The sequence below is a fragment of the Kitasatospora cathayae genome, assembly GCF_027627435.1.
Taxonomy (GTDB): Bacteria; Actinomycetota; Actinomycetes; order Streptomycetales; family Streptomycetaceae; genus Kitasatospora; species Kitasatospora cathayae.
Window position 1 is genome coordinate 8797213 of the sequence record NZ_CP115450.1, and the last position, 21275, is coordinate 8818487.

Annotated in this window: 24 protein-coding genes and 2 pseudogenes; 19 read left to right on the forward strand and 7 right to left on the reverse strand. The window is 70.4% G+C overall.

Features of this window, described 5'->3' with window-relative positions:
• The first annotated feature begins 103 nt into the window (after window positions 1-103).
• From O1G21_RS39435 to O1G21_RS39445, 3 genes are all read left to right on the forward strand, one after another.
• Window positions 104-481: a hypothetical protein gene (locus O1G21_RS39435; RefSeq protein WP_270150641.1), complete on the forward strand. Its 378-nt coding sequence runs from the start codon at window positions 104-106 to the stop codon at window positions 479-481.
• A gap of 398 nt (window positions 482-879) precedes the next feature.
• Window positions 880-1269 carry a hypothetical protein gene (locus O1G21_RS39440; protein ID WP_270150644.1) on the forward strand — a complete coding sequence of 130 codons (390 nt, stop codon included), beginning with the start codon at window positions 880-882 and terminating at the stop codon, window positions 1267-1269.
• 41 nt (window positions 1270-1310) lie between these two features.
• Window positions 1311-1751, forward strand: coding sequence for a protease inhibitor I42 family protein (locus O1G21_RS39445; protein WP_270150646.1), 441 nt, complete (start codon window positions 1311-1313; stop codon window positions 1749-1751).
• Between the two features lie 280 nt (window positions 1752-2031).
• On the opposite strand, the pseudogene O1G21_RS39450 reads toward O1G21_RS39445, so the two are convergent.
• Window positions 2032-3234, reverse strand: a pseudogene (locus tag O1G21_RS39450) (IS110 family RNA-guided transposase); the annotation flags it as partial.
• 328 nt (window positions 3235-3562) lie between these two features.
• Here O1G21_RS39450 and O1G21_RS39455 point away from each other — a divergent pair.
• Both O1G21_RS39455 and O1G21_RS39460 read left to right on the forward strand, forming a co-directional pair.
• Entirely contained in the window at window positions 3563-4156 is a 594-nt protein-coding gene (locus tag O1G21_RS39455; RefSeq protein ID WP_270150647.1) for a VC0807 family protein, read from the forward strand.
• A gap of 257 nt (window positions 4157-4413) precedes the next feature.
• Complete coding sequence (locus tag O1G21_RS39460; protein ID WP_270150648.1) at window positions 4414-4839, forward strand: hypothetical protein; 426 nt, start codon at window positions 4414-4416, stop codon at window positions 4837-4839.
• Window positions 4840-5094: 255 nt separating this feature from the next.
• Here the strand turns inward: O1G21_RS39460 and O1G21_RS39465 are convergent, their stop codons facing one another.
• On the reverse strand, window positions 5095-5847 hold the full coding sequence (locus O1G21_RS39465; protein WP_270150649.1) for a variant leucine-rich repeat-containing protein: 753 nt from the start codon (window positions 5845-5847) through the stop codon (window positions 5095-5097).
• A 493-nt stretch (window positions 5848-6340) separates the two neighbouring features.
• Between O1G21_RS39465 and O1G21_RS39470 the strand changes: the two genes are divergently transcribed.
• The 5 genes and pseudogenes from O1G21_RS39470 to O1G21_RS39490 form a co-directional block, all read left to right on the forward strand.
• Entirely contained in the window at window positions 6341-7123 is a 783-nt protein-coding gene (locus O1G21_RS39470; RefSeq protein ID WP_270150651.1) for an IS5 family transposase, read from the forward strand.
• 331 nt (window positions 7124-7454) lie between these two features.
• Window positions 7455-8903: a HEAT repeat domain-containing protein gene (locus O1G21_RS39475; RefSeq protein ID WP_270150653.1), complete on the forward strand. Its 1449-nt coding sequence runs from the start codon at window positions 7455-7457 to the stop codon at window positions 8901-8903.
• A gap of 566 nt (window positions 8904-9469) precedes the next feature.
• Window positions 9470-10111, forward strand: a complete 642-nt coding sequence (locus O1G21_RS39480) for a DUF6083 domain-containing protein (RefSeq protein ID WP_270150654.1) — start codon at window positions 9470-9472, stop codon at window positions 10109-10111.
• A 74-nt stretch (window positions 10112-10185) separates the two neighbouring features.
• The gene (locus O1G21_RS39485) at window positions 10186-10425 is read left to right on the forward strand and encodes a hypothetical protein (protein WP_270150656.1); all 240 of its coding nucleotides are present in this window, start codon (window positions 10186-10188) and stop codon (window positions 10423-10425) included.
• Between the two features lie 162 nt (window positions 10426-10587).
• Window positions 10588-10787: pseudogene (locus O1G21_RS39490) on the forward strand (ISL3 family transposase); the annotation flags it as partial.
• Between the two features lie 45 nt (window positions 10788-10832).
• On the opposite strand, the gene O1G21_RS39495 reads toward O1G21_RS39490, so the two are convergent.
• Window positions 10833-11873 (reverse strand): winged helix-turn-helix domain-containing protein, encoded by a 1041-nt coding sequence (locus O1G21_RS39495; protein WP_270150658.1) that lies wholly within the window; start codon window positions 11871-11873, stop codon window positions 10833-10835.
• Window positions 11874-12099: 226 nt separating this feature from the next.
• On the opposite strand from O1G21_RS39495, the gene O1G21_RS39500 reads away from it, so the two are divergent.
• Both O1G21_RS39500 and O1G21_RS39505 read left to right on the forward strand, forming a co-directional pair.
• The gene (locus tag O1G21_RS39500; RefSeq protein WP_270150659.1) at window positions 12100-12504 is read left to right on the forward strand and encodes a hypothetical protein; all 405 of its coding nucleotides are present in this window, start codon (window positions 12100-12102) and stop codon (window positions 12502-12504) included.
• A gap of 91 nt (window positions 12505-12595) precedes the next feature.
• Window positions 12596-13156, forward strand: a complete 561-nt coding sequence (locus O1G21_RS39505) for a hypothetical protein (protein WP_270150660.1) — start codon at window positions 12596-12598, stop codon at window positions 13154-13156.
• Between the two features lie 241 nt (window positions 13157-13397).
• On the opposite strand, the gene O1G21_RS39510 is transcribed toward O1G21_RS39505, so the two are convergent.
• The gene (locus O1G21_RS39510; protein WP_270150661.1) at window positions 13398-13781 is read right to left on the reverse strand and encodes a hypothetical protein; all 384 of its coding nucleotides are present in this window, start codon (window positions 13779-13781) and stop codon (window positions 13398-13400) included.
• Between the two features lie 81 nt (window positions 13782-13862).
• Window positions 13863-15206, reverse strand: coding sequence for a tetratricopeptide repeat protein (locus tag O1G21_RS39515; RefSeq protein ID WP_270150664.1), 1344 nt, complete (start codon window positions 15204-15206; stop codon window positions 13863-13865).
• A 307-nt stretch (window positions 15207-15513) separates the two neighbouring features.
• On the opposite strand from O1G21_RS39515, the gene O1G21_RS39520 reads away from it, so the two are divergent.
• Window positions 15514-15825 carry a DUF6247 family protein gene (locus tag O1G21_RS39520; protein WP_270150666.1) on the forward strand — a complete coding sequence of 104 codons (312 nt, stop codon included), beginning with the start codon at window positions 15514-15516 and terminating at the stop codon, window positions 15823-15825.
• Window positions 15822-16082, forward strand: coding sequence for a hypothetical protein (locus tag O1G21_RS39525; RefSeq protein ID WP_270150667.1), 261 nt, complete (start codon window positions 15822-15824; stop codon window positions 16080-16082). Before O1G21_RS39520 ends, O1G21_RS39525 begins: the two co-directional genes overlap by 4 nt.
• A 324-nt stretch (window positions 16083-16406) precedes the next feature.
• Here O1G21_RS39525 and O1G21_RS39530 read toward each other — a convergent pair whose 3' ends face one another.
• Window positions 16407-17243: a hypothetical protein gene (locus tag O1G21_RS39530; RefSeq protein ID WP_270150668.1), complete on the reverse strand. Its 837-nt coding sequence runs from the start codon at window positions 17241-17243 to the stop codon at window positions 16407-16409.
• A gap of 360 nt (window positions 17244-17603) precedes the next feature.
• Here O1G21_RS39530 and O1G21_RS39535 point away from each other — a divergent pair, with 360 nt between their 5' ends.
• The 4 genes from O1G21_RS39535 (at window position 17604) to O1G21_RS39550 (ending at window position 18953) form a co-directional block, all read left to right on the forward strand.
• Complete coding sequence (locus tag O1G21_RS39535) at window positions 17604-17816, forward strand: hypothetical protein (RefSeq protein ID WP_270150669.1); 213 nt, start codon at window positions 17604-17606, stop codon at window positions 17814-17816.
• A 15-nt stretch (window positions 17817-17831) separates the two neighbouring features.
• Window positions 17832-18212 carry a hypothetical protein gene (locus O1G21_RS39540; protein ID WP_270150670.1) on the forward strand — a complete coding sequence of 127 codons (381 nt, stop codon included), beginning with the start codon at window positions 17832-17834 and terminating at the stop codon, window positions 18210-18212.
• Window positions 18184-18672: a DUF998 domain-containing protein gene (locus O1G21_RS39545; RefSeq protein WP_270150671.1), complete on the forward strand. Its 489-nt coding sequence runs from the start codon at window positions 18184-18186 to the stop codon at window positions 18670-18672. Before O1G21_RS39540 ends, O1G21_RS39545 begins: the two co-directional genes overlap by 29 nt.
• Window positions 18673-18740: 68 nt before the next feature.
• The gene (locus tag O1G21_RS39550) at window positions 18741-18953 is read left to right on the forward strand and encodes a DUF4287 domain-containing protein (protein WP_270150672.1); all 213 of its coding nucleotides are present in this window, start codon (window positions 18741-18743) and stop codon (window positions 18951-18953) included.
• A gap of 76 nt (window positions 18954-19029) precedes the next feature.
• Here O1G21_RS39550 and O1G21_RS39555 read toward each other — a convergent pair whose 3' ends face one another.
• A complete protein-coding gene (locus O1G21_RS39555) occupies window positions 19030-20073 on the reverse strand; it encodes an IS630 family transposase (RefSeq protein WP_270150673.1) in 1044 nt (347 codons plus the stop codon).
• 83 nt (window positions 20074-20156) lie between these two features.
• On the opposite strand from O1G21_RS39555, the gene O1G21_RS39560 reads away from it, so the two are divergent.
• Window positions 20157-21035: an ATP-binding protein gene (locus tag O1G21_RS39560; RefSeq protein ID WP_270150674.1), complete on the forward strand. Its 879-nt coding sequence runs from the start codon at window positions 20157-20159 to the stop codon at window positions 21033-21035.
• The last annotated feature ends 240 nt before the right edge of the window (window positions 21036-21275 follow it).

Here is a 21275-nt window from a genome sequence, read left to right on the forward strand (position 1 = left end):
GGCGGCCTGGCGGGCGTCCGCCGGGGGGCCACCCGCCCGCTGACCGCTACCGTCGAACCTGCGGCCCGCCACCACGGCGGCCGCCACCACCGAGGAGGACCAGGTGACCACCCAGCCTGACCACCACTACGCCGCCGCTCCCAGGCCGGCCACCCTGCACGAGCTGCGCACCGCACTGTCGCGCTACGGCCTGCCCGGCGATCGCGACCTGTTCGAGCAGGACCTGGCCGCCGCCCTCGACTCCTCCCCGATCGGTGACCTCGCCGCCGTCGCCGAGGTGATCGCCACCGCCGGCGTTCGCGCGGTGGGGCCGTCACACCGACGGCGCGTCGGGCCGGTCGACCCCGGTGGCGGGGAGGTAGACGGTCGGCAGGTAGGGCGAGCGGGGCGGAATGGGCAGCGTCGGCACGATGGGCGTGTGCACGGCGGCACAGGGCTGGGCCTACGCCGCGGGCTGCGGCTGGCGGGCTTCGGCGGCTAACCCCGCCTGCGCGGGGAGGACTCAATGAGCGCGCGGACGTCCTGGACGGTCCTCGTTTTCCGATGCCCTGGACCATGACGTCCACCACCAAAACCTCCCCAAAGATTGCAGATCATCAGATAACAGGGCAAAGGTAAGCGGGGGCACTGACAAACCCGGTCCAGCGGTGGAAGCCGGCAGCGGGCGACACCCGAACGCATCCGCTCGACCCGACGCATGACACCCCGCCAGCTGCGCACCCTCGAGGGGGTCAGGCATGCACCCGGGATGTCACGGCGTCCCTGGGGCTACACCGTCTGGGTCAGCGAGAGCGACTTCATCAACAACCACATGCAAGGCGCGTCCGACGACAGGCACCCCGAAGTCCGAAGCGTGCGAATGCCCAAGTGAGGCCTGGATTGGGCACCCCCCAACCCCAGAGCGACAGCCAGCTGGCCCAGCTGGACGTCGAGATCCTGCTGCGCTTCGGCCTACCGAACCCGGGACCGCACCGCTCCACCCTGTTCGCTGACGGCGCGGTGGCCGCCGCGATCATGGTTGACCGGCTCGGCGTGCTGCCGCGCGCCCTGGTCTTCCTCGGCGAGGTGGTCCGCTCCGGTGGCACCCGATTCGCGGCCGAGCTGCCCGAGCCGCTGCCCGGCCCGGCAGCCGACGTGGCGCGCGGCTGGCTGACGGCGGCCGCCGTGGTCGTGCAGAACCCGATGGGGGACCAGCTGGTCGCCCGCTGGCTGGATGCGGTCGCCGCCGTGCTGGCGCTGCGCGTCACCCACCGAGAGGCGAACTCATGAAGCGGCGGCGGTGGCGCCGAGTCCTGCTGACGGTAGCCGCGGTGCTGGCTGTCGCAGCCACCGTGGGCGCGGTGGCCGTCCACAAGATGACCACCGGCAAACTCGACCACGGTACGGTGTTCACCCAGACCTCCGGAAAACTCACCGTCAAACCTGGGGAGTTGTTCTCGATCGAGGTGTTCGCCTACCGGGAGGCGGGCGACAACTGGACCATGGCCACCCCAGCCCCCGACCCGGCCACCGTGCAGGCCACCGGCGACGAGTACGTCGACAACTTCGGCATCAAGGACATGCCCGTCCTCGGCGGAACCGGAAACCTCGGCACCGGGGGCCACTACTACTTCACCTTCCGCGCCCAGAACCCCGGCAGCACCACCATCACCCTGCACGTCGCCTACCGCGACGAGCTCGGGAGTGTCCGTGGAGGCATGTCTGGAGGTCTGCCTTCCGCGGCTGCGCGAGTACGGCCTGGTGATCCCTGATTGACGGCGTGATGCAGATGGCGGGGTGGACGGTGATTCGACTCCCCGAAGGGTCGTGGTGGGACTGGGACGTCGTTGCCTGGGACGTCGGCCAGTTGCGTCTGGGCGCTGGCCATGACCTGACCTATCACCACGGGCTGGAGCTGGTCTTCGGCGACCCGGTGTTCGTCGTGTGCCCGGCCACCTTCCACGATCCGGTGTTCCGTGCGCCGACACCAGACGAGGTCCGGCTCGTTACCGGGCAGGTCGGTGAGACGCCCACCGTCTCGCCCGAGATCGGGAAGGCGGCCTGTTCGTCGAACAGCCGGCGGTTCTTGAGGCAGTGGTAGAGCTGGCCGAGCATCCGGTTGAACAGGTTGCGTTGGGCGGCGGCGTGCCAGTCTCCGTGGTCGTCGCGGCGGCGTCGGTAGTGGGCCTTGGCGCCGGGGGAGGCGGTGATGGCGGAGAAGGCCCAGAGGTAGCCGGCGTGGTTGAGCCGGTAGTTCTTGACCCACCTTCGGGTGATGCTGGACTTCTTGCCGGAGGCCCGGGTGACGGGGGATGCGCCGGCGTAGGCCTTGAGGCCGCGGGCGTCGGCGAACCGCTGCCGGTCGTCGCCGAGCTCGGCGAGCACCCGGGCGCCGAGCTGAACACCCAGGCCAGGGAAGCTGAGGATGATCTCGGCGTCCGGGTGCTGGGGAAACGATTCCTCAACCGCTTGGGCGAGGCCGTCGGCGGCCTTCGACGCGGCTTCCAGCTGGCCTAGGAGGGCGAGCATCTGCTTGCCGAGCGCGTCCTCGACCAGGGCGGGCTGGTGAGCCCACTCGGTGCGGAAGGCCTCGCGTAGTCGCTCCACCTCCGGTTCGATACTGCGCTTGCGGCCGGCCCGCTTGAGCGCTGCGATGATCTGGGGGCGGGTCAGGCGAGCGGCCTGGCGGGGGGTGGGGGCGAGTTTGAGCAACTCGCGGGCTTCCGGCCGGCACAGGCCGTTCTCCCACTTGGCGAACGCCTCCAGGGCAGCGGGGTAGTACTCGCGCAGCAGCGAGCGGAGTTGGTTGGCGACCTGCTGCCGGTTCCAGATTGCGTCCTGCTGGGCCCGGGCGAGGACGGTGATGGCGCGGGCCAGGTCGCTGTCGTTGGGCAGGGATCGGTGGGCGTGCATGTCGGTGCGCAGGATGTTCGCTAGGACCAGGGCGTCGCCGGGGTCGGATTTCTTGCGGGAGACTGCATGCCGGTCGCGGTAGCGGGCAGCGGCCATCGGGTTGATCGCAAAGACCTGCCGCCGCCCGGTCCGCAGCACCGTAACCAGCAGGCCGCGCGAGGTCTCGATCGCGACCGGGATCGGGTTGTCCTCGGTGTCTCCGTACTCGGCGAGCAGGTCCAGCAGCAGCTTGTAGCCGGCTGCGTCGTCGGTGATGTGCCGCTTGGCGAGGAGCTGGCCTGTGTCGTCGACCAGGGCGACGTCGTGCGTTCGTTCGGCCCAGTCGATGCCGCAGTAGATCAAGTTGTTCCCTCCCCAGGGGCACGGATGTTTGCGCTGGTCACGAGCACATGCGGGCCACGCAGCGACCTAATCCCAGGACTCGACCACCGGTCGGTCCGCCACCTCACTAGCCGTTCGTGGCACCAGCTCGCCCCACGGGCCTCGGTCTTCTCGGGAGCTCGGATGGCTCGCGACTTCGAAGAGGTCACCGCGGGACGGGCTCGCACCACCAACACCAACGAGCGATCGTGCGAACGGTGTTGACTGTCCTGGACTACCTCACCAACCTGCTCGCCGAGCGAACCGTCCTCATCTGGTCCTCCAGCGACCTCGACCCCCTCTACGGAGCATGATCGCTCTCGGGCTGGTGCTCTCCGCGCTCACCGGCGACCCGCGCGCACTGCTGGTCCGCGAGGCGTGGACGGGGATGCTCGGCGGCCTGATCGGGGTCTGGCTGCTGGCCTCGGTGCTCTACGGGCGGCCTGCGCTGATGGTGATCTTCCGCTCGTTCGTCCTGGTCAAGGCGGGTGAGGACGGCCTGCGGGCGTGGGAGGGGCGCTGGGGCGAGGGCGCCGGCTTCCGGCACAGTCTGCGGGTGCTCACGGCCGTCTGGGGTGTCGCGAGCCTGCTGAACGCGTTCGCTCAGCTCGCCTTCGCCTACCTGCAGCCGACCGACCGGCTCGCCGCCGCACTGGCCACCCGCACCACCGCAACCTCCACCACCGACTTCCTCACCACCGCCCTCCCTCCACGCCCTGACCATCGGCCCATCGAGGAGGAAACCCCGATGACCGCCTCCCGCCCGGCGTCGTGGCCCTCCCCCCTCGAGCCCGCCCTCACCCGGCGCATCTACGCGGTACGGCGGCGGGAGGCCGCCCGCCCCGCCGTCCGGGCGGTCTTCGAGGCGCTGGCCGATGCCACCGCCGCCGAAGTACCGTCCTGACCACGCAGTTTGAGCAGACCCCGGCGATCGCGGAAATTTCTTCGAGCCCACCTGCAACCCCTGCGGGGGATGCACGTCTATCTGAGTGAAGGCGCGGGGAACGGAACCGACGAGTTCGGGGGGCCAGCACCGAGCGCCTTCGAGCAACGCACCACACCTCACCATCGGCATCGCAGCTGAAGGAGCGCGCCCTTCAGCTGACTGTTATCTCCGCTGTCGTACAGACCTGTACGCAACTCAACTCTTTGGGGGAAACCATGAACCGCACCGTCAAGCGTGCCGCTGTGCTCGCCGCCGCCTGCTCGCTCGGCCTGCTCGGCGTGTCGAGCGCCAGTGCCGACGTCACCCCGCCCACCGGGCAGAATGTCTACGGCGTCCCGAACCTGAACTACTGCCACGGGTGGCTGAACACCAACTGGAGCCCGGTCCGCGAGGCCCAGGCCGTGGTGGGCGCCGACACCCCGACCGGCGTGGCGGTCACCTGCACGGCCCAGCTCTACGACTTCCAGGCCGGCCCGACCGGCCAGACCTACACCGTCACCAACGGCGGTTACGCCGCTGGCGGTTGGGTCAACGACAACACCGGCGGCGACTACAAGTACGTCTGTGTCAGCGAGATGGATGTCTACCTGGCCACCCACGCGGTGTCGGGCAACTACGCCGGCTGCAGCTCCATGTACTGAGCCTGCCTGAAAGGCAGTTGACCACCTCCGCCCCACCCGCACGGCACCACGCGGGCGGGGCGGAGGTTCTACCCAGCGCCCGCCCTCGACGGCCCGGGCGAGCCCGTGCGCGACTCAGCCGCCCTGTCCCAGACCAGCGCCGTTCCGTTCTCCCGCTCCCTGTCCTCTGACAGGAGATCTTGACCATTTGCCACTGGAGTTTGACTGGCCCCGCTGCCCTTCGATGGCAACTCGGCCCGTAGGCGGCCTGAGCCGTCAATCCTGCCGGTCGGCGGCGAAGGCGGCGTGGCCTGGATCGAGGGCGGCCTCAAGTCGCTGCCGGAGTTCTGGTGGGCAGGCGGGGTTGGCGGCCACTTTGCGGCGGACCCCGCGCGATGGGTCTTCGGCGAGCGCCGTGAGCACATCGAGCGGGAGGTTCGGGTTGCCGGCCAGCCAGCTCCGGTTCTCTGTGGAGGCGGACATGGCCGCAGCCCGCATCAGCTTCCGGTTGGTCGTCCGGTACAGGGCCCACCAGCGGACGTGGTCCTGCCTACTGAGCGCCGCGGCGTTGACCAGCTTGGGTGGCACTGCCGGGTTGAGGATGACAAAGACCCGCACCTGCTGGTCCGGGTCGCGTGCGAGCTCCTCCAGAAGGTCGGCGGGCGTACTGGGGTTCGAGGCCACGGCGGCGCGGATCTGCCACTCGTCGCGAGCCGCCGACCGCAGGGCCGCTATGTCGCTGGTCCGGCCGACGGCACTGCGCCGCACGTCCGAGACCGGATCGTCGAGCATCTGGTCCACCAAATCGGAGGGTGTACCGGGATGGGCGAGCACCGCGACGCGGACGTCGGAGGCCGGGCTGGCCGCCAGGGTGCGCAGAAGGCGTTCCGGCAGGTCCTCCCGGAGACGCGGGCCGGTTCGCCGGCCGTAGTCAACGATCCACTCGTCCGCGTGGTACCACGCGGGGGCCTGGAGCATCCGTTCGCAGCCTGGTGTGAAGACGGTGTTGCAGGGCCGCTGTTCTTCCATGGCGTCCTCCTGACGGTGGGCGGACCTGAAGCTTAATGTCAGTTAGACGATAACAGCTTATCGTCTACTGGACGATAAGGGGCTGCTGGGACGCCCTCGCCGCCGTCCACAGGGCCAGTCACAAGCCAGGACTGCGTGTGAGTTCTCGGTCTGACGGCGTAGGTGCTGAGTGATCTGGCGTGCTGCCCCGTCGATTGGATGAGAAAACCGGGCGATGCGCTGACTAGCCGTTGCTCTATCGAGCTTGGTGATCGTGAGTTCGAGACTGCCGACTCGGTCGGGTGATCTTCTGGTCGGCAGGGCATGAAAGTGGGGCCTCCCGCACAGCTCGTGGGTGTCGAATCCAGCCGAGCAACAGGAGGCCCTGGTGCCGCAGTCTTCCGTCTCCGTGACGTTGCCGTCCAACTCCGCACCCCTGTCGTGTGATTGCCTCGCTCACCGGTTCGGGAACGCCGGGGACCGGCCGTACAGGCGTCCGAGGTACCCCTCGGACATGACCGACGCGGAGTGGGCCGTCGTGCGCGACGCGATGCCCGTGCCCGCCTGGCTGGAAGGCCGCGGCGGGCAGCCGGAGAGCTACTGCCACCGGCAGCTGGTCGACGCGGTGCGCTACCTGGTCGCGGGCGGCATCGCCTGGAGGGCGGTACCCGCGGACTTCCCCGCATGGGACCGCGTCTACGCCTTCTTCCGGCGCTGGCGGGACAAGGGCCTGGTCGCCGAGTTCCACGACCGGCTGCGCGACAGGGTCCGCAAGGCGGCGGGCCGTGATCCGGAGCCGACCGCCGGGATCATCGACGCGCAGTCGGTGAAAGGGGCCGCGTCGGTGCCGGCCACGAGCCGGGGGTTCGACGGCGGGAAGAAGGTGAACGGCCGCAAGAGGCACATCGTCGTGGACACCCTCGGGCTGCTGCTGGTCGTGATGGTCACCGCCGCATCCGTCACCGACCGCGAGGCAGGCCGCACGCTGCTGGAGCGGCTGCGTGAGCGGCACTGGCGCATCTCGCTGGTATGGGCCGACGGCGGCTACACCGGACGCCTGGTCGACCTCGCCCGCGATGCCCTGCGGATCGCGCTGACAGTGGTCCGACGCACCGACGACGCCACGGGCTTCGTGGTGCTGCCGAAAAGGTGGCTGGTGGAACGGACGTTCGCATGGCTGATGCACTCACGCCGCCTGGCCCGCGACTACGAGACCCGCACCGACACCTCCGAGGCGATGATCCGGTGGTCGATGAGCATGGTCATGAGCCGCCGGCTCGCCCGGCGAGCACGCTGAACATCCCCGGCCGTTCCTCGACGAGCCAGCCCCGCGCGGCTGGCTTTGTTCACGAGAACGGACAGCAGATGTTCATCACTCCGCGGTGCGGTGAAGCACAGACGCCGATCGTTATCGCGGCTGCTGGGGTCCGGCCAGCAGTGGTGCGTCCCGGGACAGGGATCTTGTGGGCGTCGTATATGGGAAGCGGCGGGTTGATCGGTTCCGGCAGGATGGCGCGGTGAACTTCTTCTTCCGTCGCCAGCAACCCCTCTTGCAGCCTTCCCCGGGCGTGGATGCCGTGGAGCGTGTCCGGCTGGTGGTTGCCGAGGCGCGGTCTCGGGACGGGGATGTGTTCGAGGGGCTGATCACCGCGCTGCTGGAGGTCGGCTCGGCCGGGGATCTTGAAGACTCGTTCGAGGCGCTGCGTGTGCTGGCGGGACGTCCGGCGCTGCTGCTGCGCCTGGACGCCTTCATACGACGGCAGTCGGCGTACTCGACGCGCCCCGCCCCGTCACTCACCGAGGCCGACCCGGTAGCCCTTGTCCTGGCGGCCTCGCACGCCGATGGCCGCGTCCGTGAGCGCGCGGTGCGGCGGATGCTGAACCAGCCGCGTCCCGAGCTGATGCCGTTTATCGTCTTGCGGACCAGCGACTGGGTCCGTCAGGTCCGGGATCCCGCGTGCGCGGCTCTGGCCGTGCTGCTCCATGAGAACCCCCTGCTGGCCACCCCGGCGACCGTGCGCACGGCCCTGCTGATCAACCGGCGCCGGCGCGGCGCCTTCGCCCACGCTCAACTGCTCGTGCCGCTGCTGGCCGAGTCGGGCACGGCCCTGTCCGGAACGCTTCTCACGGCCCCCGAGCCGGCGGTACGGCGCTTCGTCCTCGACACCGCCGCGCACCGCCTTGGACTTCGCGACCTCGCCGCCCTCGCCGAGAGCGACCCCGACCGGCAGGTCAGAGCCCGGGCCGCCGAGGCCGCCGCCCGGCAGGCGGTGTGGACCGACCAGGTCGAGCTGCTGCGCCGCCTGGCCCGCAGCCGCCACGCCGAGGTACGGATCACCGCCCTCACAGGGCTGATGCGCACCGGCTCCCCGCAGAACGTGGTGCCGTATCTCGACGATCCGTCCGCACTGATCCGGGCCCTCGCGCGAGAGGCGGCACGCCGCACCGGTACGGATCCACTGGCGTACTACCGCGCGGCCATCCAGGCGGCCGAGCCGCAGGTCGGGGCAGTCGCAGGGCTCGCCGAGACCGGCAGCCGGGCCGACGGCCCACTGCTCACCGCCCTGCTGGACAACCCCGCCCCTCAAGTCCGCGTCCACGCGCTGCGCGCCCTACGGAGCCTCGACATGGTGCCCGTGCCCCGGGTCACGGCGCTGCTGCGGGACGGCTCCACCGCGGTGGTCAAGGAGGCCGCCGCCACGCTCGCCCCCAGCGCCACCCAACTGCCTGCCGACCTGCTGTGGGACATGCTCACCGACCCGCAGCGACCGGCCGTCCGACGGGCCGGCTACCGGTTGCTGACCCGGCACGACCGCCTCACCGCACTGCGCGCCGCCCTCGTCGTGAGCGGCGACACCCATCCCCGACTCTCTGCCCAGGGCAGGACCGACGCCACCACCCAGATCCGCAACCTGGCCCCGCACCCCTGGCGCACCCGCCCGGCTCCGCCCCTCGGCGCCAGCCCCGCACAGGCCGCCGAACTGCTCGCCCTGGCGGAGCAGCGGCGTACCGAGCTCACCGAGGACGTGGTCCGACTGCTGATTGACGCGCTTCGTCCGGGGCCCGGCAACCGGTAGCCAAGTCGCAGGCAGGGGCACCTCGTGCGGCCCGCTCGTGTTCGGCGTGTGGGTTTCACCGAGTTCGGCACAGGCGTTCCAAGGCCGACGGCCGGTTACGGCCGGTCAGGAGCCCTCCAGGCCGACCGGGTGTGTGAGAGCGAGGCCAGCCGCGTGCTGCCGCCCTTGCTGCCGGACTGGGAACCGATCCTCGATGGCCACTGCTGCACCTGTCGACGGGAGCCGATCACACCGACCCGCCCTGCATCCACGTCGGCTCCCGCAAGGACCATGCCACCGTTGATCCAGCAGGCGGCGCCCGGGCCGCTGTGACGGATACCGCTCCGTCCGGCGGCTCGGCCGGCGAGGACGTGATCGCCTTCGTTGAGAAGAACTTCTTCCTTGTTCGTTCCGAACGATGTCTCAGCAGGTCAGCGCTGCTGGGCCTGTTGGGCTGGTGCTCGTGAAACCTTGCGTGAAACATCGTCGGGTCTTCGATTGTCCGATTGCTGAGTAGGTTCGGTGTGCATCGGGGCAGGCTCGAGTCCGGCGGCAGGTCGGCGCCCGTCCTCGTCGGAGGTGCTGTGATGGCTGAACCCCGTTGTGACGAGTGCAGGTCCGTCGGGACCGCCCGCCCGCGCAACAACGATCCGTACATGGTCATCTGTGACGACTGCTGGCCCGACCACGGCCTGAAGCACGGCCTCGACAACGAGCCGACCGACTGTGAGCGCTGCGGGGGGCCCAACGGCCGTTGGAACGGCTACGAGCGAGCCGTCCTGTGCCGGCCGTGCCAGATAGCGTCCGAACGGGAGCCCGATCCGAGCCGGGAACCGCGGCCGATCGTTGACGTCCTCGACGGCCTCCTAGACGCGATGACCATCGCCGAGGACGCCCACATGGCACGGACCGCGGCCGCGGCAGCGCCAGCGGTCGCAACGACCACAACGTGCGGTCACTGCGGCGCCACCGCTCAGTGGTTCATGACCCGCTCGAAGAAGTGGGTCCTCCTCGAACCCGGGGTGCACCCGACTTACCTGATCCCTGAAGGGAACCGCTGGCGCATCGACCAGCACAACACGGCGCTGAACATCGGCCGGGCGAACCCGACCGACCGGTGCCGGGTCTGCCACTGGGACGTCTGCCCGGGGCGCGTCCCGGCGCCGTCCAGCCCGCACCTGCTCTCCCTGTGGAAGGACAACGACCTACACCGGCGGCAGTCCGACTAACGTGCTGCCCGTGCGTGCAGCACCACTTCCAGCCCCGAGGCCTGGCCTCGTGCCGCAAGTGCCGTGGACTGGCCATGCGGGCAGGAACGCCTCGGCCGTTCCTCCCGGAGCGGCGCCAGGACTTCGTGCTGGCCATGGTGAAGGCGCTGGCCGCCTGGACACAGGGGACCTCCCGCGAGGACACCGTCGACGCGACCCTCGGCACGGACCAGGCGCTGCCGGTCATCCAATCGGCTACAACTGACCCCGACCCAGCCGGGCTGACGCCGGAGCCGGCCGTAGAGGGCGGTGAAGATGCCGACATGGTCGGCTGACACTGCCTCGGCCCAGTCCGGCTGCGCCAGCGCCGGTGTTCGCGCACCGTGGAGGGGCCGGTCCGTGTCCGGGCCCCCGAGCGGATGTGCGGACCGGCCCCGGCGGTGCGTCAGTGCCAGGCCACCTGGATGTGCTGGGCGAGGTACGTCACCGCGGTGTCAGTTCGCTCCGTCGACCTGCCCCCCTGCACTCCTTCAGCAACGGCCTCGAACTCGACCGCGCCGCCGTCGATGCCGGACTCACCACCCCGCACCACAACGGCCGCACCGAGGGCGTCAACACGCGAACCAAGAAGATCATGAGGCAGATGCACGGCCGAGCTGGGTTCCCCTTGCTCCGCCATCGCATCCTCCTCCGGTGATCACCACAGAGCGCTACCATCGATTACGGGACAGAGCCGTTCTTTTTACAGACCCTCGCCGGGACGCGGTGTGCCGTGGCCGGCGTTCAGGAGGCTGATGCCGAGGCCGGTGGGGCTGTGGAGGGCCGTGTTGCGGTGCCGTGCGGTGCTTATCAGTCCGGCCTCGCGCAGGGTCGTGGCGTGTTCGCTGGCGCTGGCCGGTGCTATGCCGACGAGGGCGGCGAGTTCTTTGGTGGAACAGCCAGGGTGTTCGGCGATGGCGTTGAGCACGCTGGCCCTGGTGAGGCCCAGGAGTGAGGCCAGCGATGAAGGCGCTCCCGGCGCGGTCGGCCCCGCCGGCGAGGCGGGCAGCGGCAGCGGCAGCGCGCGGACGTGCTGGTCGAGGCCCGCCGGGTAGGTCAGGAGGGGCTGGGGCTCGGCGTCGGGAGCAATGACGGGCGCTTCGATTCCGAAGACCGAAGGGACGAGAAGCAGGCCGCGGCCGCCGAGGTGCAGGTGGCCGTCGAGGCCGGAGGCCATGGCGACCTCGAGTACGGGCGGATTCCAGCGGATTCGACGCGGGTTCAGCGACGTGAGCAGGCTCTCCGTACCGCCGGTGAACACCTGTCGCATGCGTGCCCCCCGATCGGCCGCGGTGAGACTGCCGATCTGCGGCCAGAGGGGAGTGAGTAATCGGGTGCAGACGTGCTCCAGGCTGTCGAAGAGCTGCAGCAGGAGGTCTCGATCCCCGGGCAGACGGTGCGCCCATGGCGGGAGTGGCTGTCGCTCTGCCAAGAAAGCCAGGCTCTGGCGGATCCGGGACTCGGGCGTGGAACGCACTTGTTCCAACAGTTCCTGGGGACTTCCGGCACCAGAGGTGGCCAGGAAGCCGGGCGCCCAGCCGCGCGGCGGGGTCAGGTCGAGGACCATCCGGGCCTGCGGGCCCAGTCCAGCGAAGGCGTTGCGCCGCCAGGCGTCGAAGCGCACCGGATGGTTCCGGTCCTGAAGGACCCGTATCGCGGTGCTCAGTTCCCACAACGGTGGTGGGAGTTCTGCCACTCGTGTCCGCGCCAGGTCCTGAACCGTGAAGTGGATGCGGTAGACCATGCTCACCCCTGAGTCGATCGGCCTCGCACGATCCTCCTGGAATGTCGTGATTCGGTCCAGACCGAATCACGTCGAGCGATGACCGCGGGACGTGGAATCTGGATACCGGGCCCGGCCGGTACCGCCGCACCGGTGCGGAGAACGCGCACAGCGGCGCCGATGTCGGACACCCAATCGCCCGCCCGATCAGGACGGGCGTCCACGAACGAGACAGCAGGAGGCCACCGTGAACAGGCGCACCATCCTCCTCGCGGCCGCGCTGGCGTGCGCAGCGGCCGTCACCGGCTCGACTGCCGCATCGGCCGTCCCCGCCGGTACGTCGAACTACCAGGCGTTCCACGACATCGGTGGATCGAACACGCAGTACCACTCCACGACGAGCTACTACTCGGGGCTGAACGCGCAGACCTGTGTCCTCGCTACCGGCTACTACAGCTCCGCCTGGGACTTCGGGTACGAGATCTCCCTGCGCGCGACGCCCTCCAAGGCGCTGTGGGTGAGCCCGACCTACCACGGTGACCACAAGAGGTGCAGCCCGTGGGTCACGTACCGCGGCAACTCCTACACCCGGATCACCACGTACGAGTTCAGCCACCTCAAGGACGTGAAGGTCTGGAGCTACCGCAACTGACCTCTCCCCGTGAAGCAACCCGCCGGCCCGGCAGGCGAAGCCTCGCCTGCCGGGCCGGCCCCGTGCTCCGTCTCCGGAGAGGAAGCCCACCATGACCATGCGCACCATCCGTGCGATCGGCGCGTCCCTGGCGCTGATCGGCCTGCTCGCCGCCTGCAGCACCCAACCCGCCCGCCGACCACGGGGAGATCCCACGGCGACGGACCCGTCGGCAGTGGGCTCGCGCACGGCGTCGACACGCATCACCATCCTCGCCACCGACACGACGGCAGGCATTCGGTGGCGGCTGGTCAGCTTCCGCGACCCGGCCGGCCACGCCTGCGTGACCGTCGACACCACCGAGGACGGTATCCCCGCCTGCGACATCGAGGTGGCTCCCCGCTACCCCGCCAACGCGGCCGTCATGGTCAAGGGGGACAACGCGATCCTGTACGGCCGACTGGATCCCGTCGTGACCCGTTTGTACGCCACTTCTCAGGGTGGTCAGCGGGACGAACGCATCGAGTCGGACCCTACGTCCGGCGACCGCTTCTTCGCGGTCGTATTCCCGATCGGCTCGGTGAGCGACGTGGTCGCCGTCACCGGCGATGGAACCACCGCGTCTCTTCGCCGTCAGATCGACCAGCTGAGGAGCGATTTCCAAAACGCGTGACACGTCTCGTGCTCGATCGTTTGTGCGTATCGATCTCGTTCAGGTGATCGCTCGGCGGTGAATGTATAAGAGAAGGGCCTCCTGCACGGCTCGGTGATATCGAGTCAATCAAGCATCAGGAGGCCCTGGTGTCCCACTGTGGCGTGTATGTCCTGCCCGCGTCCACTTGCGGCGTGTCGCCGTGCGACTGCCTCGTCCACCAGTTCGGCAACGCCGCCGACCAACCGGACCGCGCGCGCCGCTACACCTCCAACAGCGCGGTGTGCAGGCGGGGCCAGACACCGGCTTTTGGGCTCTCCTGCTTGATGTGTGGGTCAGGCTGGGGCGGGCGCTCCTGCGCATCGGCGGTGAAGATCACCAGCCCGGCCAGACCGGACCAGTCCGCAGCCCGGGGATCGGGGCGCAGGACCGCGTACGACATATCGGCGACGTGGACCCGCAGTCCGCCGGCCCACCGCGGATCGGCGAACGCGCCGTGGTCCAGGACCGGGGCCGTCCCGGTGCGCGTCGTGACCCAGCGGGCGGCGGCGTCCTCCGGTTTCCAGCGGCACGCTATCGGGGATCTTGCTTCGCCACCGTGGCCGGGGCGGCCCGGCGGATGCGCCGGGCCCGCTCCTGACGCCACGCCCCTCCCTTCGGGCGGACGCGGCCTGCCGCTCGCGTTCGGCCTGCTCGGCTCGGGCAGTGCGCTCGCTTCTCCGGCATGTCACAGGCCCTCCCACAGGCCGATCAAGACGTCCAGCCCGGCAAGCGGCGGTCGCGTGAACAGCCCGTACAGCCGCGGGTCGAACCGGTCCGCCCCGTCTCGCACGGCCAGCGCCTCCTGCAGACACCGCCGTGCCCGGTCTACGTCACCCAGGGCGGCGAACGCGAGAGCCCGCGTCTCACACGTTGCACACGGGTGCGAGTAGACGCCCGCGGACGGCAGCCGATCGGTCATCGCGGCGGCGGCCGCGAAGTACCGACGCGCCAGCGGCGGATCGCCAGCCCGCTCCAACGCGCCGAGCAGGAGCAGCGGCCACGCTGCCGTCCGCGTCGCACCCAGCAGCCGGACGGCCCGGCCCAGCTCCTCCCGGGCCTGCTCCCTGCGCCCCGATATGAGATGGATCCAGCCCAGCAAGCCGTGGGCCTGGCCGTCGTCGAAGTCGTCGCGAAGGAGGACCGCAAGGTGAGGGTCGGCCTCCCGGGTACGGCCGACCCGGACCAGCAGACAGGCCAGGTTCCACCGGCAGATGCAGACCGCAGGATCCATGGCGACGCCCCGCCGCAGCACCTGCTCGGCGGCATAAAGACGCCCGCGCCCGACGAGACCAGCCCAGCGCGTTGAGCGTCCACGGCGTCGCCCGCACCGCGACGGCCCCCTCGGCCGTCCGCACGGCTTCCCTCCACCGCTGCAGCTCTCCCAGGGCGAAGACAGCACCTCACCGGTCCGACCCCAGTCCGGTGCCAGCTCGTGCGCCCATGAGGCGGCCCGGTACGCCCCGTCGTAGTCGCCGCCGTCCAGCAGTGCTTGCCCAAGGACACGTGGCTCCCGGCGTCCGGCCACAGCGGCCCGGGCGTGCACGGCGACCTCGTCGGCACGCGTGTCGCCCGCTTGCAGGACTTCGGCCAGGCCCAGGTGCCCGAGGGCCGAGGCCGGATCACAGGCAAGGGCCGCTCGGAAGGAGACCCCGGCGTCCTCCAGCCGCTGCTGGTGCAGCAGCACGTACCCCAACTCGCCATGCGCGGCCGCGCACCCGGGCCGCAGCGCCACCGCCGCGGTGAACCGCTCCTCGGCATCCCCCCAACGCTCGAGGGCAGCAAACGCGCGGCCCAGCTCCAGCACGACCTCCACGTCCCAGGGCGCGAGCTCCACGGCAGACGACAGCACGCCGACAGCCTCCTCCCAGCGCTGTGCCCCGGCCAGTTCGAAGCCGAGCTCTCGTCGTACTGCGGTGTCGTAGGGCACGGCGTGCAGATGGCCTTGCAGGTTCGCGATGCGGATCTCGACGTCATCTCCATCGTCCGGATCGGGCCCGGGCCAGTCCCCAGGGACCGCTTCCTCCGTCAACACCGCCTCCGCGCACGTGGGGAACCGGGCGCCTTTTGGGTCGGCGCCCGTGCCCGGAATCCCACAGCGGTGCCCGCACCGGGGGGGCGGCCCGCCCAGCGGATTTGCTGTCCGCCCCGGTCCGGAAGAGCGGCTGCAGGAGGCCGGCAATGCGGCGGCGGTAGCGCGCTCACCTCTGCTCGGGCTTCGATACGCAGGCAGCGCCCCCGGGCATTCCCGAATCGGTCAACGGCGCCGGAATCAGCCCGCGCCCGCCACCATGCGCACCAATTGCCGTACCGTGACCGACGACGAAGTGGAGGAATCGATGAGCGCCCAGCCAGACCACCTTCCCGCCCCACCGCCCGCCCCGTCCCCGCGCGCCGCCGCCCAGCTGCTCATCCGCATCCGCGCCGAACGCCCCGAGCGGTCCGAACGCTGGCTGTCGGCCTTCGAACGCGACTGGGCCAAGGCACTGGAGGACTCCCGCCAGACCTACGACCTCTCCCCATTGCACGAAGTCGTCCGCACCTGGCGGGCCCGCCTGGACAGCGCACCGGCGGTCGACGCCTTCGTCGCCGGCGGCATGGACGACGCCGACGGCATCTCTCTGGCCGAACTCACCGGGGACAGGCGGTGAGCGACCAGACCTGGCCTGCCCGCCTGTCCCCACAGGCCAGCAAGACCTACGTCGAACTCCCCTCGCACGCCCAGCAGATGACTATCGACCTGCTCGACATCGCCTCCCGTACGCCCTGGGGATGGCCCCAGTGGGACCCCACCGACCCCGAGGGCGAAGACGTCCGCTGCGCCTCCATCGGCCAGCTCAGTCTCGTCTACCTCGTCAACAGGCTTGCCGGGCGTCTGCACGTCATCAACATCGTCTGGCTCGGCTGACACCGACCACCACCGCCCGGCAGCCGGGCCTCCACCCCCGGCCCAAGTATGGTGCCCTGGCAGGGTGAGGCAGATACCGTTCCTGCGGTACCACCGCTCCGCATCGCCTACTCTCCGAGCACAGGGCACCAACTCACCTCCGGGGGACGGCCATCGGCAAGGAGCACCTCCAGCGCCCCGAGGTCCGGGAACGCGCCACGACGGCCCGGATCGCCGACGCCGAGCGGCAGCGTCCGCGCGAACCCCCTCAACGGGCCAGGGGTGGTGCCGAGGTACCCGTCGGCACCACCCCGGATCGGCCGGGTCCGCCAGGGGTGACGGCCGTCAGCCGGCCACCGCGTCGTACAAGCCGCGGCCCGTCCGCTGCGCCCGTCCGGTCTTGGCGAGGCGTTCGAGCATCGTGCGCACTGCGTTGAGCGCTCCGTTCTGGTCGTCGAGTCCGAGCAGGACGGTTACCTCCTTGGCTCGCAGTGGGCCCTTGCCCTGTCCGAGGACGGCCAGCACACTCTGCGCGTCGGTCAGGCGCCGACGGCCCGCCACCGTCCGCGGGGGCGTCGTCGGGCTGCCTGCACCCTCCGTGGCTTTGGCGGGCGCCGCCTTTCCTCGGGCGGCCGTCGTGCCCGCTCTCTTGGAGGCGCTGCGGGCAGCCCTTTTCACGGCCGGGGCCGGCGCGGGCGCCGCATCCTGCTCCCGGGTGCCCGCCGCCGCCGCCTTCTCCGCGGCGGGCTTTGCGGCCGCTCGCTTCGCGGGGGCGGCCGCCTTCCGCGCGGTCGCCTTCTTCGCCGCCGCCTTCTTGGCGACGGCCTTGCGCGGGCCCGCGCCCCGGCCCGCGCCCCGGCCCGCAGCCGGTGCCCCCGCGGAGCCGGACTCGGCAACGGGGGACTCGGAGGGTTCCTGCGCCGACCGCGTCCGGGCGGCGGACATCTCGTCCGCGACGCCCACCCGCGCGGTGCCCTGCACCCGGTCCCGCTCCCCGAGCGGAGCCTGGGCCAGAACATCCAACCCCTCCAGCACGGCCACCATCGCGTCCTCCTGGGCGATGATGGCCGCCAGCCGCTCCTCAAGCCGGCGCCGCTGCTCCCGTACGGCCGGCAGTCGTGCCTCGACGAGGGCCCGCGTCGAGCCGACACTGCTGTCCGAGCCGAACGTGTGTCCGTCCACAAGTGCTCCTTCAACTTCCGTTTGTGTCAGCGAATGTACGGCGATCAGGGGGACCGGATCAGCGGGATGGCGAAATCCCGACCCGTGAGGGTTGCATCGCACCCGTTCGCGTCTTCCGCAGGCCGATCAAGGTGTCCAGCCCGGGCAGCGGCGGCTGCGGGAACCGCTCGTACAACCCGGGGTCGAACTGACCCGACCTATCCCGCACGGTCAGGGCCTCCTCCAGACGTCGCCCGCGCGGCCTGTCAAGACCAGGGGTCCCGTGCGAGTGGTGTTGTGGGGTTTCCGGCCGGGCCGGTGCGGGGGTGTGCGACACCAGGAGTCTGGGCTGGGGCCGGGCGATGAGGGACGGTTGGGCTGATGCGGGTCGCCGAGGCGCGGGAGTTGATCGGTGAGGCGATGGTGGGCGCGGTGCGCGCCGGCTTCGCGTGGGAGCACGAGCACTTCCGCTACGCCGAGCACCCGGCACCGGAACCGGCGTTCAAGGCCGGCCGGGAGCGGGCCGGGCACGACTCCTCCCGCGTGCCCGAGGTGCCGACGGCCATCGTGGAATCCCACGTCACCGACGGCTGAAGTTCCACCCAGGGCATGACCTTCTCGCACAAAGTCGAATACGGCGCGCCGCCGTTCATCCAGCTCTGGGTCCGCCCGACCTGGCTGCGCCAGGTCGCCCACGCGGGCTGGGCCGTGTTGGCCGGCCGCGCGGTCCTGGACGTCCTCGCCTGGGACGAGAGCGTCTGCCCGCGCCGCCCGGCCCGGGTACGTGCCGCGCTGATCTGCGCCGACTACGACGCGGGCATGCACGGCTGGCGCGCCCACGCCGACAACCGCGACCTGCGCGTCACCTGGAGCCCGGACGGCCAGGCCACCCTCGTCATGCCCTGGGACGAACCCCAGGACGACCGTGAGGCCGCCTCCGCGCCACGAGTCCCGGACGTCCGTGGCGGGCTTACTTCACGGCGTCCTTGAGCTTGGAGCCGGCGGTGGCCTTGATGCTGTAGCCGGCCGGGATCTGAATCGGTTCCCCCACACCGCCGGCGGCACCTGGGCACCGCGCCTGGTCGGCGCCTTCGGCGCGTCCTTCCTGCTCGCCGGGGTGATCACGGCGGACCCCGGTGCAAGCTTCCCGGCCGGTACACCAGACGGTCCGGCCACGCTGAGCGGGCACGGAACGGTCCACATGCTCAGCGGCACGGTGGGCTACCTCGCGCTGTGCGCCGCGTTCTTCGTGCTGGCCCGGCACTTCGCCGGCCAGGGCCGGCGCGGCTGGGCCCTGGCCTACCGCCTCCTGCCACTGGGGGTCATTGCCGGGTTCGCCGCCTCCGCCGCCATGGTCGTGGCCTTCACCGCCGCAGCCGGCCTCGGCCTGCTCGCGCTGACCGCAGCCGTCGCCCGGCTGGTCGGCCACGCCCCGACCGGACGGCGATAGCGGCTCCACCCCCGCTCGCTCAGCAACAACCCGAGACCACCGCACTCAGACGGACAGGATGCCGCGCCATGACCGCACCGGTGAAAGGCCCCGCCCGCTACTTCCCGTCGATCGAGAAGAAGTACGGCCGCCCGGTCGAGGAGTGGAAGGACCTGATCCGCACCTCGCCCCTGACCAAGCACATGGAACTCGTCGCATGGCTCAAGTCCGAGCACGGCCTCGAGCACGGGCACGCCAACGCTCTTGTCGCCCACACCCTCGCCGAGCGCGGCACCAACTAACTGATCGTTTCCGAATGAGTTGGACCGCAGGTCCTGCAACTAGTGCTGCTCCGCGGAAGTTCGTGGAGGGGGTTGATCAGGCGGCCTTGAGCGGGGTTCCTTCGTAGGTCCAGCGGTAGGGCTTGGCGGTCTCGTTGTGTCCGATGACGTATGCCTCCAGCTTCTCGATCAGGTCGTCGCGGCTGGCGAAGTCGCCGTGCCGCACGACCCGGCGGGTCAGGGCGGAGAAGAACAGCTCGACCTGGTTGAGCCAGGAAGCGTGCGGCGGGGTCCAGCGGACGTGCCAGCGCGGGTGCGCGGCCAGCCACGCCTTGGTGTGCTTGGCGGTGTGGGAGGAGCCGTTGTCGAGCACGACGTGGATCTCCTTGCCACGAGCGATCGCCCGGTCGAGCTGGTCCAGGAAGGCGGTGAAGGTCGCCGCGTTGTTGCGGGTGATCACCTCAGTGAGGACCTCACCGGTGCGCACGTCGAGAGCGGCGACGAGGGAGGCGGTGCCGTGACGCCGGTACTCGAACTCCTGCTGGACGGGTTTACCGGGGCGTGTGGGACGACCGGGATGGCGGCGTGAACGGGCGGCGATCGCGGTCTTCTCGTCGATGGAAAGCACCACCGCCCCCTCCGGCGGGTCGAGGTAGAGGGCGCACACCCCGGACGCTCGCTGCCAGAAGTCGGGGGTGTCCCGGCGGGTAAGCCAGCCGCGGACCTTGTGCGGCTTCAGGTCCAGACCGGCCAGGATCCGGCCGACCTGGGAGGCGGAGACCGACACGAAGCAGGTGTCGGCCACGCGCTGAGCGATGGCCCGGTGTGACCAGGTCGCCTCCGGATGCGGCGGCATGCTGGTTGCCGTGGCCACGATCGCCACGCGGACCTCGGGCCCGTAGATCTTCGGCCGTCCCGACCGTTCGACGTCCCGCAAGCCGTCCAGGCCCTGTGCGGCGAACCGCCCGCGCCACTTGCGCGCCGTGTTCACGCTGACCTCCAGCTCCCTGGCGATCGCGCCATTGGCGAGTCCGTCCGCCGCCGCGAGTACGATCCGGGCCCGCAACACCGCCCGCACCTCGGACTTCGCCGAGGCCACCGTCCGCACCAGCCGCTCGCGGACCCGCGAATCGATCGCCACCGCCACCGCTGTCCCCGTTTGTCGCCCACCCTCCACGGCCAACGATCATGGCGGGCCGCTGCCGCACCCGGCAGGATGGGCCCGTGCCGAAGAACCCCCCGGAATCGATGCAGCACCACCTGCGCCAGCGTCTTAACCGCCACGCCCGCGAACGCTGGCCCCAGGTGGACGCCATCACGGTCCGCTTTCGCGCAGGATTCGCCTATGTGGCAGCCGAGTTGCCCGGCGAGGAGAGTCTGCCGCTGTGTCGACTGCGCTTCACCGGCGTGCTGCACACCTGGGGCTTCGCCCTCTATCTGGCCAGCAACGACAGCTACCGGGACAACATCCTGCCCAGCGGACTGCCAGTCGGCTCTCCGGAGGAAGCCCTGGACTGCGCAGGCGACCTCTACCTCAACGCTCTCGCGCCGGCCATTCGGGTGCCAGCAGGACTTGTCGTCCTCGTCGGCCCACCAGCCTCGGGCAAGACCAGCTTCGTTCGGGCACTGATCGCGCGTCGGCAGATCGACGCGGAAGCCGTGGTGTCCAGTGACGAGATCCGCGCGGAGCTTTTCGGCACCTCACCCGCGGAAGCGGAATCCGACGCGGCGGACGCACGGATCTTCGAGGAGCGTGACCGCAGGATCGTCGCCAGGCTCGCCACCGGACACCACGCAATCGCCGAGTCAACGAACGTCACCCCGCAGGCACGCGCACGACTCATCGCCATCGCCAGGCGCTTCAACGTGCCGGTGACCATGCTGCGATTCAACCCGGACGTCACCGACCTCCTCCAGCAGTACACCGAGCGAGGCCGCACCGACCTCACCGCCGCAGATGTCCACGCCTACGCCGCGGCCATGGCCCGAGACGCCAGTGCCGACCAGCTCCGCTCCGAGGGCGCAACCACCGTTCACGATGTCCCCGGACGTGGCCAAGCGACCACGCCCGCCGCAGCCGCCGCGCAATTCTCCTTCGCCTGACACATCCGACGTGTCCAGACCTGCCTACCAACACCCCTCCACGAACTTCCGCGGAGCAGCACTAGCGAGGCGCGCCCAACCGATGGCGGGGGACTGCCAGTTGACCGCCTCTCTCGCCCTGGTTCCACTCACCACCTCGTACTGATGTGACTCCCGGCGCTGCCCGCCGCAGCCGCCTGCGTCCCGCGCGCGGCCGCAACCGACGTCCTGAGCTGGGCATACCCATCCTTCGACACGAGG

What these genes read in the sequence shown, in the direction of transcription:
- O1G21_RS39455 (WP_270150647.1), top strand. Translation starts at nt 3,563, where the DNA reads ATGATCGCTCTCGGGCTGGTGCTCTCCGCGCTCACCGGCGACCCGCGC.
- O1G21_RS39460 (WP_270150648.1), top strand. Translation starts at nt 4,414, where the DNA reads ATGAACCGCACCGTCAAGCGTGCCGCTGTGCTCGCCGCCGCCTGCTCG.
- O1G21_RS39465 (WP_270150649.1), bottom strand. Translation starts at nt 5,847, where the DNA reads ATGGAAGAACAGCGGCCCTGCAACACCGTCTTCACACCAGGCTGCGAA.
- O1G21_RS39470 (WP_270150651.1), top strand. Translation starts at nt 6,341, where the DNA reads ATGACCGACGCGGAGTGGGCCGTCGTGCGCGACGCGATGCCCGTGCCC.
- O1G21_RS39480 (WP_270150654.1), top strand. Translation starts at nt 9,470, where the DNA reads ATGGCTGAACCCCGTTGTGACGAGTGCAGGTCCGTCGGGACCGCCCGC.
- O1G21_RS39485 (WP_270150656.1), top strand. Translation starts at nt 10,186, where the DNA reads ATGCGGGCAGGAACGCCTCGGCCGTTCCTCCCGGAGCGGCGCCAGGAC.
- O1G21_RS39495 (WP_270150658.1), bottom strand. Translation starts at nt 11,873, where the DNA reads ATGGTCTACCGCATCCACTTCACGGTTCAGGACCTGGCGCGGACACGA.
- O1G21_RS39505 (WP_270150660.1), top strand. Translation starts at nt 12,596, where the DNA reads ATGACCATGCGCACCATCCGTGCGATCGGCGCGTCCCTGGCGCTGATC.
- O1G21_RS39520 (WP_270150666.1), top strand. Translation starts at nt 15,514, where the DNA reads ATGAGCGCCCAGCCAGACCACCTTCCCGCCCCACCGCCCGCCCCGTCC.
- O1G21_RS39535 (WP_270150669.1), top strand. Translation starts at nt 17,604, where the DNA reads ATGCGGGTCGCCGAGGCGCGGGAGTTGATCGGTGAGGCGATGGTGGGC.
- O1G21_RS39540 (WP_270150670.1), top strand. Translation starts at nt 17,832, where the DNA reads ATGACCTTCTCGCACAAAGTCGAATACGGCGCGCCGCCGTTCATCCAG.
- O1G21_RS39550 (WP_270150672.1), top strand. Translation starts at nt 18,741, where the DNA reads ATGACCGCACCGGTGAAAGGCCCCGCCCGCTACTTCCCGTCGATCGAG.